This window comes from Paenibacillus sp. MZ04-78.2 (genome assembly GCF_024213375.1).
Taxonomy (GTDB): domain Bacteria; phylum Bacillota; class Bacilli; order Paenibacillales; family NBRC-103111; genus Paenibacillus_G.
Genome location: NZ_JANAVJ010000004.1, coordinates 59,271 through 73,320, shown reverse-complemented (window position 1 = coordinate 73,320; position 14,050 = coordinate 59,271). Strand labels below are relative to the sequence as shown.

At 54.6% G+C, this 14,050-nt stretch carries 14 protein-coding genes; 10 read left to right on the top strand and 4 right to left on the bottom strand.

Features of this window, described 5'->3' with window-relative positions:
- The first annotated feature begins 137 nt into the window (after positions 1-137).
- On the top strand, positions 138-1,580 hold the full coding sequence (gene aspA / locus NLX71_RS04815; protein WP_254362360.1) for an aspartate ammonia-lyase: 1,443 nt from the start codon (positions 138-140) through the stop codon (positions 1,578-1,580).
- A 46-nt stretch (positions 1,581-1,626) separates the two neighbouring features.
- Here aspA and NLX71_RS04810 read toward each other — a convergent pair whose 3' ends face one another.
- The gene (locus NLX71_RS04810) at positions 1,627-2,598 is read right to left on the bottom strand and encodes a DMT family transporter (RefSeq protein WP_254362359.1); all 972 of its coding nucleotides are present in this window, start codon (positions 2,596-2,598) and stop codon (positions 1,627-1,629) included.
- Between the two features lie 259 nt (positions 2,599-2,857).
- Between NLX71_RS04810 and NLX71_RS04805 the strand changes: the two genes are divergently transcribed.
- The 3 genes from NLX71_RS04805 to pfkB are packed head-to-tail and all read left to right on the top strand — an operon-like array spanning position 2,858 to position 5,728.
- Complete coding sequence (locus NLX71_RS04805) at positions 2,858-3,913, top strand: SIS domain-containing protein (protein ID WP_254362358.1); 1,056 nt, start codon at positions 2,858-2,860, stop codon at positions 3,911-3,913.
- A gap of 22 nt (positions 3,914-3,935) precedes the next feature.
- Positions 3,936-4,802: a class II fructose-1,6-bisphosphate aldolase gene (fba, locus tag NLX71_RS04800; RefSeq protein WP_254362357.1), complete on the top strand. Its 867-nt coding sequence runs from the start codon at positions 3,936-3,938 to the stop codon at positions 4,800-4,802.
- A complete protein-coding gene (gene pfkB / locus NLX71_RS04795; protein ID WP_254362356.1) occupies positions 4,799-5,728 on the top strand; it encodes a 1-phosphofructokinase in 930 nt (309 codons plus the stop codon). Before fba ends, pfkB begins: the two co-directional genes overlap by 4 nt.
- Positions 5,729-5,828: 100 nt before the next feature.
- Here the strand turns inward: pfkB and NLX71_RS04790 are convergent, their stop codons facing one another.
- Positions 5,829-6,908, bottom strand: coding sequence for a hypothetical protein (locus NLX71_RS04790; protein ID WP_254362355.1), 1,080 nt, complete (start codon positions 6,906-6,908; stop codon positions 5,829-5,831).
- 237 nt (positions 6,909-7,145) lie between these two features.
- On the opposite strand from NLX71_RS04790, the gene NLX71_RS04785 reads away from it, so the two are divergent.
- Positions 7,146-7,652: a L,D-transpeptidase gene (locus NLX71_RS04785; protein ID WP_254362354.1), complete on the top strand. Its 507-nt coding sequence runs from the start codon at positions 7,146-7,148 to the stop codon at positions 7,650-7,652.
- Positions 7,653-8,090: 438 nt separating this feature from the next.
- On the opposite strand, the gene NLX71_RS04780 is transcribed toward NLX71_RS04785, so the two are convergent.
- Both NLX71_RS04780 and NLX71_RS04775 read right to left on the bottom strand, forming a co-directional pair.
- Positions 8,091-9,353, bottom strand: a complete 1,263-nt coding sequence (locus NLX71_RS04780; RefSeq protein WP_254362353.1) for a glucuronate isomerase — start codon at positions 9,351-9,353, stop codon at positions 8,091-8,093.
- Between the two features lie 350 nt (positions 9,354-9,703).
- Positions 9,704-9,910, bottom strand: a complete 207-nt coding sequence (locus NLX71_RS04775) for a DUF1657 domain-containing protein (protein WP_253412675.1) — start codon at positions 9,908-9,910, stop codon at positions 9,704-9,706.
- A 144-nt stretch (positions 9,911-10,054) separates the two neighbouring features.
- Here NLX71_RS04775 and NLX71_RS04770 point away from each other — a divergent pair, with 144 nt between their 5' ends.
- The 5 genes from NLX71_RS04770 to NLX71_RS04750 all read left to right on the top strand — a co-directional run bounded on the left by NLX71_RS04770 (position 10,055) and on the right by NLX71_RS04750 (position 14,050).
- Entirely contained in the window at positions 10,055-10,915 is an 861-nt protein-coding gene (locus tag NLX71_RS04770; RefSeq protein WP_254362352.1) for a DUF421 domain-containing protein, read from the top strand.
- Positions 10,916-10,940: 25 nt separating this feature from the next.
- The gene (gene spoVAC / locus NLX71_RS04765; protein WP_254362351.1) at positions 10,941-11,420 is read left to right on the top strand and encodes a stage V sporulation protein AC; all 480 of its coding nucleotides are present in this window, start codon (positions 10,941-10,943) and stop codon (positions 11,418-11,420) included.
- A 1-nt stretch (position 11,421) separates the two neighbouring features.
- Positions 11,422-12,435, top strand: coding sequence for a stage V sporulation protein AD (spoVAD, locus tag NLX71_RS04760; RefSeq protein WP_254362350.1), 1,014 nt, complete (start codon positions 11,422-11,424; stop codon positions 12,433-12,435).
- Positions 12,436-12,447: 12 nt separating this feature from the next.
- Complete coding sequence (gene spoVAE / locus NLX71_RS04755) at positions 12,448-12,813, top strand: stage V sporulation protein AE (RefSeq protein ID WP_254362493.1); 366 nt, start codon at positions 12,448-12,450, stop codon at positions 12,811-12,813.
- A 277-nt stretch (positions 12,814-13,090) separates the two neighbouring features.
- On the top strand, positions 13,091-14,050 hold the full coding sequence (locus NLX71_RS04750) for an AAA family ATPase (protein ID WP_254362349.1): 960 nt from the start codon (positions 13,091-13,093) through the stop codon (positions 14,048-14,050).

Below are 14,050 nucleotides of genomic sequence, written 5' to 3'. Positions count from 1 at the left end.
AGCATGGAAACGTTTTATTTTTCGATGTCAAGCCCTTTCAACCATTGGTAAATTGAGATACAATAACGTATGGAGATGACACTGCTTGTAAGTTCATCCCGTTGCAACTTATCGTAGCCATAAAGGGGAGACAGGTCATGACCAGCGCGCAATATCGGGTGGAAAAAGACTTTTTGGGCACGAAGGAAGTACCGGTCCATGCTTACTATGGAGTTCAGACGATGCGGGCCGTGGAAAACTTTCCGATTACCGGATACCGGATTCATAAAGAGCTGATTGTCGCCATGGCGACAGTCAAAAAAGCGGCGGCTATCGCCAATATGGAGATCGGCCAGCTGAATCCGAACCTTGGGAAGGTCATCGTTCAGGCGGCCGAAGAAATCATCGCCGGACAATGGCACGATCAATTTATCGTAGACCCGATCCAAGGCGGGGCGGGCACGTCGATCAACATGAACGCGAACGAAGTCATTGCCAACCGGGGCATCGAGCTGCTCGGGGGCGACAAGGGCAACTACTTTACGCTTAGTCCCAATACCCATGTGAACATGGCGCAGTCGACGAACGACGCCTTCCCGACGGCGATTCATATTGCCGTTCTGACGCTGCTCGATCAGCTGCTTGAGGTGATGAACGAGCTGCACGAAGGCTTTGAGGCCAAAGCGAAGGAATTCGACAGCGTTATCAAAATGGGCCGGACGCATCTGCAGGACGGCGTGCCGATCCGCCTCGGTCAGGAGTTTGAAGCTTATCGCCGGGTGCTCGCAAGAGACATCAAGCGGATTACGCAGACGCGGCAGCACTTGTACGAGATCAATATGGGCGCGACGGCTGTCGGCACCGGCTTGAACGCCGACCCGCGCTACATAAAGCGCGTAGCGGAGCTGCTGGCCGAATTGAGCGGCTTCCCGCTGGTCAGCGCGGAGCACCTCGTCGATGCGACGCAGAATACCGACGCTTATACCGAAGTGTCTGCGGCATTGAAGGTGTGCATGATCAACATGTCGAAGGTGGCGAACGACCTGCGGCTGATGGCTTCGGGACCGCGTACCGGGTTGTCCGAGATCAGTCTGCCGGCGCGTCAGCCGGGCTCCTCGATCATGCCGGGCAAAGTGAACCCGGTCATGTGCGAGGTCGTCAACCAAGTGGCGTTTCAGGTGATCGGCAACGACCATACCATCTGCTTGGCTTCCGAAGCGGGACAGCTTGAGCTGAACGTTATGGAGCCGGTGCTGGTATTTAACCTGCTGCAATCGCTCAGCATGATGAGCCAGGTGTTCAAGGTGTTCAAAACATACTGCCTCGACGGCATCCAAGCGAATATCGACCACTGCAAAGAGTACGTAGAGCGAAGCGTCGGCGTCATTACCGCGCTGAACCCGCATCTAGGCTACGAGCCGGTGGCGAGAATCGCCCGCGAGGCGATCGAAACCGGCCGCTCGGTCCGCGAGCTCTGCCTGTTGTACGATGTGCTGCGCGAAGACGAGCTGAACTTGATTTTGGACCCGTACGAAATGACGAATCCGGGCATCGCGGGCGCATCACTGCTCGAAACGCATCGGGACGAAGAGAAGAAATAACGGAAGGACGATTCCGTCAGTCCGGTTAGGCGAAAGCGCCGCTGTCTCAATTAGACGGCGGCGCTTGTTTTTTGCTACGAAGAGAGTTGGCTTGGGCGCCGATGTTGATTTGATTGGAAGGCGCTTTTTTCAAAGCCACCAATAAAATCATCCCGATGATGCAGGACGTGCCGAACCACTGAAAATATCCAAACGGCTCTTTCAGCCAAAGAACCGTCGTTAACACAGCCGCCAGCGGCTCCAGACTGCCAACGAGGCTTGATTCTTTGGGGGAAAGAGTTTGCAAGCTTTCGATATAAAACCAAAAGGCGAGCATGGTGCCGAATACGATCACGAATATCAGGTATAAGAAGGCTTCTGGCGGCATGCCGGCAAAATCCGCCTGCCAAGGCGGATGGATAAAGCTTAAGGCAGCGCCCCCGATGATCATAGCCCAGCCGACAATGACAAGCGAATCGTACTGCTTCAACAAAGGAACCGCATATACCGTATAAAACGCCAACGTTACCCCCGACAATACTCCCCATACGATGGCTGGCGTCGGCACCGATAATTGAGAGACGGAGCCGTTGGTTAATAATAAAAAGCAGCCGACTAAAGCAAGGGAAACGGTTACTAAATCTTGGCGTGTGAAGACCGCTTGTTTTCGCAGGATGAGATAAAAAATAATCATGACCGGCGCCAAATATTGCAGCAGTGTGGCTACGGCGGCATTGCCCTGCTGGATCGCAGCCATATACGTATATTGAACGGCAAGCGTGCCGAACAGCGCGAAAATAACCAAGCGCAGGGCTGCTTTTCTGTTTTTCCAGACACCGAATATTTGAGAGCGGTCTTTTGTGAACAATTGCACGGCTAAAAGCAAAATACCGGCTACAAGCAATCGTGTCGTGACCAGCCAATCGACCTCGATGGCGTAGTGTTGAAACAATTTTTTGGCGACGGTGCCGCTTATTCCCCATAAGATCGCTCCGGTTATGACGAAAAATAAACCTCTTCTTACAGCAGGACTATCCATAAAAGAGTCTCCACCTTTTCATATATCAATAGCGGCTGCCTGCACATTGGCGTCTGCATCGGTTTGAATGGTTCTCCCATTTCGTATTATCGCAAGAACTTTATGTTTTGTATATCCACTATATGGTTTTTTAACAAAAAAAACGACTTTCGAATGAAATCACGATCACCGTATAGCTATCCTATGCTTGAGATAAAATGATTGAAAAAATCAAAATTATGATTTATATTATCATTAATAAGACGAAAGGGGTAATATTGTGAAGCCATTCGGTCAATATACGTATCCTGAAATTTCGGCACAGGCGGAGGCGCTGAGTGCGGCGCTTGCACAGCTCCAGCAGCAAGGAGACTGGGTGCAAAAGCATCTCCTCGATTCGGAAACGGACGAGACGGTGTTCATCGGCAGCGGCTCATCCTATTATCAAGCCTTGGCAATGGCGTCCGTCTATCGGGCATGGCTGGGCAAAAGCGCAACGGCGTATCCTTCCTCGGAGGTGTTCCTATTCCGCGAGCAGACGCTTCCTCCGAACCGCAATTATTTGGTGATCGGCGTATCGAGATCGGGCGAATCGACGGAGGTGCTGCTGGCGCTGGAAGCCGTGAAGCCTCTCTCTAACGTGAAAGTCGCGGGTATCACCTGCTACGAAGAGAGCAGCATGGCGAAGCTGGCGGATTGCCTGGTATCCCCGCTCGGGAAAGAAACGAGCACGGTCATGACGAAATCGTTCAGCAGTATGACGTTTTTAATGCACGCGGCGATCGCCAAGGCGGCGGGCAAGCAGGATCAGTTTGAGCAGCTTGCTTCGGTCGCGCAAACGGACGATCAAGTCGTCAAAGCCGCCGACGCTTTCATTCAGCCTTTGGTCGACACGAACGATTTTCACAAGGTCATTTACCTGGGCATGGGCACGTATTACGGCATCGCGCTGGAAGCGAGCTTGAAAATCAAAGAAATGTCCTACATCTGGACGGAAGCGTACGGTACGCTGGAATTCCGCCACGGTCCCAAGTCGATTGTGGAGCCGGGCACGCTCGTCTGCCTGCTGCTGTCCGAGAAAGCGCGCGATTACGAGCTGAAGGTCGCCAAGGAAATGCAGGAGTACGGCGCATTCGTGCTGCTCGTCACGGCGAAGGCCGGGGAAGATACCGCGTTCGCGGATGCGGTCTTCGAAGTCGGCGGAGCGGAGATGAGCGACGATGCCCGCACGGTGCTTTATTTGCCGGCGCTGCAATATTTGGGCTTCTATACGGCCATGAAACGCAATGTGGACCCGGATATGCCCCGCAACCTGACGCAAGTGGTTAAAATTTAGCCGGAAGCGAGATGACATCGATATGCCATTAGTATCATCCACCTCATTGCTTGAAGCGGCCCGCGCGGGCGGCTACGGAATCGGCGCATTCAACGTGCATACGCTGGAGATGCTGCAAGCGGTCGTCGACGCCGCGGAAGAAACCGGATCGCCTTTAATTCTTCAATCGACGGTAGGGACGGTCAAGCATCTCGGTCCCGATTATATCGCGGCGGCAGCCACGGTTGCGGCCAACCGCTCCGGGGTGCCGATCGCGCTTCATCTGGACCATTGTACGGACTTTGCGACGATCGTGCAGTGCATCCGGGCCGGATATACGTCGGTGATGATCGACGCCTCGATGCTGCCTTTTGAAGAAAACGTGCGCTTGACGAAGCAAGTCGTCGAAGTGGCGAGCGCTGCCGGCGTCAACGTCGAAGCCGAGCTCGGCAAAGTGGGTGGCGTGGAGGACGATATCGTCGTGGCCGAACACGAAGCGCTGATGGCCGACCCGCAGGAGTGCGCCGAGTTCGTCGAGCGGACCGGCGTCCACACGCTGGCGCCTGCAATCGGTACGGCTCACGGCATTTACAAGGGCGAGCCGAAGATCGATTTCGACCGCATTCGGCGCATTGCCGAGATCGTCTCGGTGCCGCTCGTGCTGCACGGCGGTTCCGGCATCCCGGAAGAGCAGGTGAAGCGCTGCGTATCGCTCGGCATGGCCAAAATGAACATCGCCACCGAGATCCGTATCGTTTTCTCCGACGCGATCAAGGCCGTGTTCGCGGACAACCCGCAGGAGAACGACCCGCGCAAATATATGATTCCGGCCAAGAAGGCCGTAAAAGAAGCGGCAATTGAAAAAATGCGGATGGTCGGCTGCATCGGCAAAGCCGGAAACCTCCGATGATCGTTACCGTCACCTTGAACGCGGCCATCGACAAGACGTATCATTTACCTGCGCTGGCCGCAGGTCAAGTCTCCCGGGTGGACCGCGTGTATTCGGAGCCGGGAGGCAAAGGGATCAATGTCGCCCGCGTCGTCGCGCTGCAAGGCGTTCCCGTGCTGGCGACCGGATTTGCCGGGGGCAGCAACGGCAATTTTATCGAACGCGGATTGACGCGGCAGGGCATTGCGCACGACTTCGTGAAGATCGAGGGCGAATCCCGCATCTGTCTGAACTTCATGGATCAAGACGGCGTATCGACGGAGCTGCTGGAGCCGGGACCGACGATTGCCGGTCAAGAGATGGAGGCGATGCGGCAAAAGCTTGCGCAGCTAGCCGCACGGGCGAAGGTCGTCGCGTTCAGCGGCTCGCTTCCGGCGGGCGTGCCAAAGTCCTTTTATGCGGAATTGATCGAGATCGCTCAAAGGCAGGGCGCCGTCGTATTTTTGGATACGAGCGGGGAAGCGCTGATGCGGGGCGCGGAAGCGAAGCCTTACTTCATCAAGCCGAACGAGGACGAAGTCGCGCAATGGCTCGGTCATTCGATCGAGGACGAAAATGCGCTGATGCAAGGCTTGCTGCGGCTGAATGAGACCGGCATTCCGTGCATCAGCGTATCGATGGGAGCGCAAGGCTCGCTTGCCGCATTTCACGGCGTCTGCTACCGGGTGCGTGCCCCGAAGGTCGATCCAGTGAATGCGGTCGGCTGTGGGGATGCTTACGTGGCAGGAATGGCCATCGGCGTTTCTAAAGGGCTTCCCGTCGAGGATTGCCTCAGATTGGCCACCGCTTCCGGAACGGCCAATGCGTTGACGGCCCGGGCGGGCTACGTTGAGCCGGAGGACGTCAAGCGGCTGCTCGGCGAAGTCATTGTGGAACTGATAGGGTGATAGGGTAGCTGTAGAAAATTTATAAGAAAGGGCAGAACCGACATCGATCGGCCTGCCCTCTATTATTCGCTGGAGTCGCTTTGTGGCTCCTTTTTTAATTCTAGTCGCAATAAAGCTGGTCCAACCAATAAATCCCCGTCGGCTGCCGATCTTTATCCGCCACCTCGACCAGACTGACGCTAGAGCTGTGGGCTAGGCTTCTCAGCGAGTCGCCGGTGGCCCGGCCTTCGATTTCGATGATGCGAAATTTAGTGAATCTGGGATGCTTTTCGAGCAGTGACAAATCTTTCAGATCGTCGCCAAACCAGATAACCGTAAATTCCTCCCCGTCCGCCGTTTTTCCAATTGCATAAACCTGGGAGATTTGGAGGCTGTATATCTCGGCCAGCTTTTTCGGGTCCGAGGTAGCGGAATTGTTAAAGGTAGCGGCAAACGGCCAGAAGCTCTGCTCTGACAAGCTTTCCACCCGCTGCGCAGCGCTCTTCCGGTATTGCTCCAACGTTTCCTTGGAATAAATGTTCGTATAGTCGCCTTTTACGGTTTTAGTGTTTTTTTCATCCACATGCGATATGGAAGAAGCAGCGAGATTTTCCGGAGCCGACTTGAAATTCGGGTTTGTTTCACTGATCTGCTTCCACTCTATGTGGGCGAGCTGATCCTTAGTATCGGACAAATCGTTGATCGTACCTCCGGGCTGCCCGAATCTTTGCAGCGAGTGCAGGGTCAGGCTCGGCTTATCATTGCCATCTCGAGAGCTCCACCCTGTGTATAAGGTGTAGGATTTATTCGGATTCAGCCGGTCTCCGCCCAGAATCGATACGATGACTTCGTCTCCCTCTTTTTCTCCCCCGGTATTCAGATCGACCTTTACCCCAGGCAGATTCGTCATGATGACTTTAGGCTTCAAAGCATCGGAGGCGTCGGTTTGAAAGGCCAAAGCGGGGATGTTGCGGAACATGCTCTGCTTTTGAAACGATTGGAGCTGTTCTTTGGTCCACTCGGCGCGAACCTTTGTCGTCATGAAGTCTTTCCCGACTTTATAGGCTTCCAGCTTTGCTTTGGCCGGCAAATCCGCGTTCGCCGCTTTGGAATTCGTAAATTCGCTTTCATAAGCGAAGGCCCCGGTGCATAAGAAAAGCTGCATGGCCAATGCCGCCGTGACTGCGGTTCGTTTCTTCATCTTCTTGGAATACCTCCTCGAATTTTGCTTTTTGCTCGTGGAAAAAAGACCATTAACTGCCTACCTACTTCTTATAAGACGCAGCATAGCTTCAAAAAGTTTCAAGTTTTATACAAAGCAGCCGGGGCCATCCAATTTGGAGAAGGGAAGAGGCCCGTGACGGGCGAATAGGCGGCTTGGGCGTTGGAGCACACTAAAACGGCGTGTGACTTCATCACGAAAAAGCAAGGATGATGGGTGTTGAGAATATCTCTTTTTCTCCTGATGCTTTTGTTCAGCGCTTGGCCGGTAGAAAGCGCACTCGGAGAGGCGCCGGGGCCTTCTAGAGAGACGTCGCCCCCGGCCGGTTTGGAGGAAGAAGGCGTATATTTGCTGATCGATAAATCGGAGAACCGGCTGACCGTCATCGTGAACGGGAGGGCAGCCTATAGCTTTGCCGTTGCGACAGGACGGACGAAGGATATGACGCCAACAGGGACGTTCCATATTGTGACCAAAATCGTGAAGCCGTGGTACGTGCGGAAGCAAATTCCCGGAGGGGACCCGCGAAATCCGCTGGGGACGCGTTGGATGGGAATCAACGTTCCGGGCTCGGGAGGGTATCGTTACGGCATTCACGGAACGAACCGGCCATACTCGGTCGGCAGCAGCGCTTCAGCGGGCTGCGTCCGCATGCACAATCGAGACGTCGAGTGGCTGTACCGCCACATCCCGCTCGGTACGGTGGTCATCGTACGGGATTGAACGGGCTTGCCCAACTTTTTTATTAAAGGTTGGAATAAAAACATCGCGGCCGGCACATGCTACAATCAACGGTGAAAAGAGAGGTGTGGTTCCGTTGAACAGTTCAACGAGAAATACCGGGGAAGTTGCTTCCGAATCGAGATAGAAGCGGAGGGATGTGCCAAAGACACGTTAGAGTAGTACACGTACTGCGATCGTGAATGAGGTAAGACCCGAGCTTTAGGCGAGGTTCAAGGCAAAATACCAAAACGTTCACCGTTGGAAAGGACTCCACAAGGGGTCCTTTTTCCTGTATCGGTCTGATCCGGTAAAAGCTTCAAGCGAACCGTAAGTCCGTTTCTCTCGGTTCCATCATGCTTACATTGCCTGACGCACGCAAAAGACGGCCCCTGCGCCGCGCAGAAGGCCGTCTCTTAGTTATGATCGAAGAACCGAAAATCAGGCCGCAGGGTCTGGCTTGCCGAGAAACTTCCAGAATACGCCGCCGAGCAGATCCTCGATATCGCGGCGGATCTCCTCTTCCTCCAGCCGCCAGCCGGCGTCGAACAGGTCGCCGTATTTATCGCAGAGCACTTTGCCGATAATCGCGCGCGAATGATCCCATTTGTACAGAAGCTGATCCAGAATACGGCAATCCGAGTGCTGCGGAATGACGCTGCCGCCAAGCAGCTCAAGCCGCATCCGCGTAATCTCCTCGATCAAGCTCGGGTTGTTCAGAAACCACCAGCAGCCGAATACGAGCAGGTTGCGGTTTTTCCGCGCGGTGACGGCCAACTCGTGCTGGTTTTCCCGGGACAGCATCGTGACCAGAAATTTCACGTCCTGATACTTGCTGACGATTCGCTCGACTGCGCCGATGTCGCTTTTGCCAAGGCTATCGCCCGCATCCTTCAGGGACGGGTTGACCTTGCGCTTCACGCCGATCATCATCGCAAACGGAATTCCCGCTTCCCGCGCGACCGGCACGATACACTCATCAATGATGCGGACGCGCGTGGAATCCTCCGGATACGCAAAATCGTTCGGCAGCGAAACGGCCATATACAGCGGTTTCATCCCGGCAATCCAATCCTTCAGGAAGCGGCGGATTTCGGCGAGCGTGCCACCGGACAAGTCGGCACTGACCTCATAGCCCTGCTCCTTAAGCTTGCTCCAGGAGCTGTCCCACAGATTAAGCAGCGGATCGATCCGCAGCGCGGCCAGGAAGCGGGGGTCCTGAGGTGCGTCAGTTTCCCATTTCCCTCGTTCGTAAGCATCGAACGGATCGTTGGTCATGACGACCGTCTTCACGTTCGCCAGCTTCAAAATGCGGTCAATGTAGTCGCTGGCGCTGACGCTGCGGAAATACGCACGGTACTCCTCCAGATCGCGCTTCGCCAGATCGAAGCCGAGCCGGTTCAATACCGTGACGACGCCGCGGCACGCTTCGCTATAAGGCGAATGGTCGATAAACAGCGTCTGCCAGATCAAGTCGGCCTGCTCCTGTTTGGACAGCTGCCAGAAAGCGTCATAAGACAAATCCGGGCGGAAACGGAACGTTTCGGCGATCAGATAATGGTATGTCAGCAGCTCGTCTACTCCCCACAGCAGCAGGTCTCCGAACGATTCGGCAAACAGATGGGTATGAATATCGGTGACCGGGGTGGCGCGCACCGTTTCGGTCACAAAGGCGGTCAACTGCTCCTTGGTTGCAATCGTCATGATATCGGTAGTCCTCCCGAAAATCGATTAATGTTCACGTGAACAATGGATTGATTATAGCATTTATTTGGACTTTAGGATAGAGATGGGCTTTTGCCCTGCGCCATTTATTTTAACCGGGCATAGCATGAAGGGACGATTGCAAACCATCTGAATAGGGGCGAATGCCGATGGAATTTTTCACTTCCTTGCTGCTCATTCTGATCTTGTTTATTTTGCTGCTGATCGTTTTGATGGTGTTGGCTTGATGCCAATCATTGCATATGAACGCCGGCGCAGGAATAAAAAGCGCAGTAAAAACAGCCCGGGAACCGTTTGGGAGAAACGGACCGGGCTGTTTTCGCCATGCCTTAAAACCCTTTATATTGGGGCTCCTCATTCTCGAGCTGCTGCACACGCGAGCTGACTTGATCAACGATTTGCTGCGTTTGCTGCGCGCAATTTTGGAACAGCGTCTTGGCTTCCTGATTTTGCGTGCTCAGCGCGAACGTTTCCAGACTGGCCTGTGCGCTTTTCAACGAAGCCAGCGTCGTTTTCACTTGGCTTGCTACGGTCATCGTTATCACCTCCACACATGGTAATGTGCGCGATTCAGGAATACTGATGAATGTCAATAACTACCTGCCATAACTCTTCCGTTTCGGCAAATAATTTAATTACACCAAGAAAGCTAAGCTCGTGCGGAAAAGGAGAGGAATTCGTTGCAGGATTGGATGCACATTGTTTTTCGGGCGCTTTTGACGATCGCGATCTTGTTTTTGATGACCCGAATTTTGGGAAAAAAACAAATATCTCAATTGACCTTCTTCGAATACATAACGGGAATTACCCTTGGTGAGGTTGCGGGGTTTATGTCCACGGACGTCGAGGCGAACTACATGCACGGCTTTATCGCCTTGTTCCTCTGGTTCGCGGTTCCGCTGCTGCTGGAGATGCTGACGCTGAAAAGCAAGCGGCTGCGGGAATGGTTCGAGGGAAAAGGAACGGTATTTATCAAGGAAGGCAAAATTCTTGAAGATAATTTGAAAAAAGAACGCTATACCGCCGACGAGTTGCTGGAGCAGTTGCGGACCAAAAGCGTGTTTAACGTGGCCGACGTGGAATTTGCCATACTGGAATCAAGCGGGGATATCAGCGTGCTGCTGAAAAAAGAAAATCAACCGCTCACGGCGAAGCATCTCGGAATCAAAACGGCGCCCGAACGCGAGTCGCAAGCGGTCATTATCGACGGCAACATCATGGACGAGCCGCTGGCCACAGCCGGACTGAGCAGGGAATGGCTCTTCACGGAGCTGGAAAAAACAGGCGTGACGCTGGAGAACGTGTTCATCGGTCAAGTGGACGCATACGGGGGGCTGCACGTCGATTTGTACGACGATATGCTTCAAGTGCCCGAGGAAGTGTCAAAGCCGCTGTTGTTTGCGACGCTCAAGAAGTGCGAAGCGGATTTGTCGCTGTTCGCTCTCGCGGTTAAGAACGAGGGCGCGAAGCACATGTACGAGAGCTGCGCAGAGCAAATGAACCGGATCTTGGAGCAGGCCGAGCCTATGTTGAAGCGATAAAAACCATGCAGGAGGAACAGCGAGCATGAGCACAAAGTCCAAAATGAAAAAGCTTACCTGGACCCAGCAGGAATACCAGGAATTCGCCAAAAAGAGAGAGCCGGCGCGCCCGGTGCTCCAAAACTGCATTCGCGCTTTTATTGCCGGAGGGTTCATCTGTCTGATCGGACAATTCGTGACCCAATTTTTTATTTACTGGTTCGGGTTTACCGATAAAACGGCGGGGAATCCGACGGTAGCGGTCATGATTTTCCTGTCTGTCGTTCTAACCTGCTTCGGTGTATACGACAGAATCGCCCAATGGGCGGGGGCCGGCTCGGCCGTCCCCGTCACCGGATTTGCCAACTCGATGTGCTCCGCGGCGCTGGAGCATAAAAGCGAAGGCTACGTGCTGGGCGTCGGAGGCAACATGTTCAAGCTGGCGGGTCCGGTTATCGTCTACGGGACGGTATCCGCCTTTGTTATCGGCATCATCCACTGGCTGTTCGGATTGGGGGTCAAATGAGATGCTGAAGGGAGCCCAAAGCTGGGAATTCAAGAAGCGGCCGGTCATCCGGGGGACGGCTACGATTGTCGGACCGGACGAGGCCAGCGGACCGCTTGGCAACGAATTCGATATCGTGCATGCGGACACCATGATCGGGCAGGAGAGCTGGGAGAAGGCCGAGAAAAAAATGCTGGAGGAAGCGGCGAAGCTGGCGATCGAAAATGCGTGCTTGACCAAAGAGCATATCCAGTTCTATGTCGGGGGCGACCTGCTGAACCAGATTATCAGCAACAGCTTTGCGGTCCGGACGATGCAAATCCCGTATATCGGCATCTTCGGCGCCTGCTCGACTTCGATGGAGGGGCTTGCCGTCGCGTCGCTGATCGTAGAGTCCGGCTTCGGCCATCACGTGATGGCCGGCACCTGCAGCCATAATTCCACGGCGGAAAAACAATTCCGCTATCCGACGGAATACGGCTCGCAGAAGCCGCCGACCGCGCAGTATACGGTAACGGGCGCGGCTTGCGCCGTTGTGGGGAACCACGGCGCGGGTCCGGTCGTGACCGGGGCGACGATCGGCCGCGTCATCGACATGGGCATCAAGGACCCATTCAATATGGGGGCTGCGATGGCACCGGCGGCGGTCGATACGCTGCAGGCGCATTTTCGCGATTTTCAGCGGGAGCCGGGCTACTACGATCTGATCGTGACCGGGGATTTGGCGAAGGTCGGCTACGAAATCGCCTGCGAGCTGCTGGAAAAGCACAAGGTGCCGATCCATCAAACGACCTACAAGGACTGCGGCCTGATGGTTTTCGACCGGGAGAAACAGAACGTGCAGGCCGGTGGTAGCGGGTGCGCCTGCTCTGCCGTCGTTACTTACGGGCATATTTTGAAGCGTTTGAAAAAGGGGGAGCTGAAACGGGTGCTCGTGGTGGCGACGGGAGCGCTGCTGTCTCCGCTTTCCTTCCAGCAAGGAGAAAGCATTCCCTGCATCGCCCATGCGGTAGTGATCGAAAGCGAGGTGCGTTAGACTATGGATTGGATGCAGTTTGTTTGGGCGTTTATCGTCGGCGGGGCCATCTGCGTGATCGGACAGCTGCTGATGGACGTGATGCGGCTGACACCGGCGCATACGATGAGCGCGCTGGTCGTCGCAGGAGCGATCGTCGACGGCATTCCGATCGGCAATAAGAGCCTGTACGACCGGTTTATCGAGTTTGCCGGGGCCGGGGCGACCGTGCCGATCACAAGCTTCGGCAATTCGCTCGTTCACGGCGCGTTGACCGAGCTTAAACTGCACGGCGTCGTCGGCATTATTACCGGCATCTTCGAGGTGACGAGCGCGGGCATCTCGGCAGCCATCATCTTTTCGTTTCTTGCGGCGCTTGTGTTCAGGCCGCAAGGCTGAGCGGACTTTACCATCATGCCCGGACCGATCTGTCCGCGTGTGCCCCGGCGACTCACCGGGGCTTTTTGCATTGCGCCGAAGAAATTCATCAGATTTACAAGTAAAGTATCCCCCGTTTTTTGAATCCTGTACAATAAAAGAATAGATGGTTGCGTTTCCTTGTTACATTTTGTTGCAAATTGGAGTAACATTTGCCATAGGGAACCGTTTTTGACAACTTTATTTCTCTTTCATACGTATATACTTTGTACGATAACATTTCGAGGAGGCCCGGACGATGGAAACGATGATACGAGAAGATATACAAGTCTTAAAGCGCATACAAGCGAACTTGGCATCCTGCATCCTCGGCAAAACGGACGAGATTGTGCTGCTGATGACCGCCATGCTGGCAGGAGGCCATGTGCTGCTTGAGGATGTGCCCGGCACCGGCAAGACGGTGCTGATCAAAGCGCTTGCCAAATCGATCCGCGGCCAGTTTCGCCGTATTCAATGCAATCCCGACCTCCTTCCTACCGATATTACGGGGGTTTCGATCTATCATCCGAAGGACGAGGTATTTATTTTCCGTCCCGGACCGATCATGACGCATATTTTGCTGGCGGACGAAATTAACCGGGCGACGACCAAGACGCAATCGGCGCTGCTCGAAGCGATGGAGGAGCGCCATGTGACGGTGGACGGGGAAACGTACGACCTGCCGAAGCCGTTCCTGCTGCTGGCTACGCAAAATCCGATTGATTTTGAAGGCACGTACATTTTGCCGGAAGCCCAGCTGGACCGGTTTATGATGAAGTTCAGTCTCGGGTACCCGGATGCGGATACGGAAACGAAGATGATTTTGGCGCAAAGCGTCGTCCATCCGCTCGAAGAGCTGGAGCCGGTCGTGGACAGCGACCAGATTTTGGCGATCCAGAAGCAGGTCAAGCAGGTGCATCTCGACGAAGCGGTTGCCGCTTATCTGGTCGCCGTCACCCGCAAGACGCGCGAGCACGGCTCGATCTATCTCGGCGCCAGCCCGCGGGCAACGCTTGCACTCGTGCAGGCCTCCAAAGCGCTTGCCTTGATTCACGAGCGCGATTACGTCATCCCGGACGATATTAAATTTTTGGTGCCGTACGTGCTGGGCCACCGGATTTTGCTGACGGCCGAAGCCCGGATGGATGGGGCAACGGTGCAATCCGTTCTGCAATCGGTCGTGCAGCAGGTGAAAGTACCGGTTCGTTGGGAGAAGTGA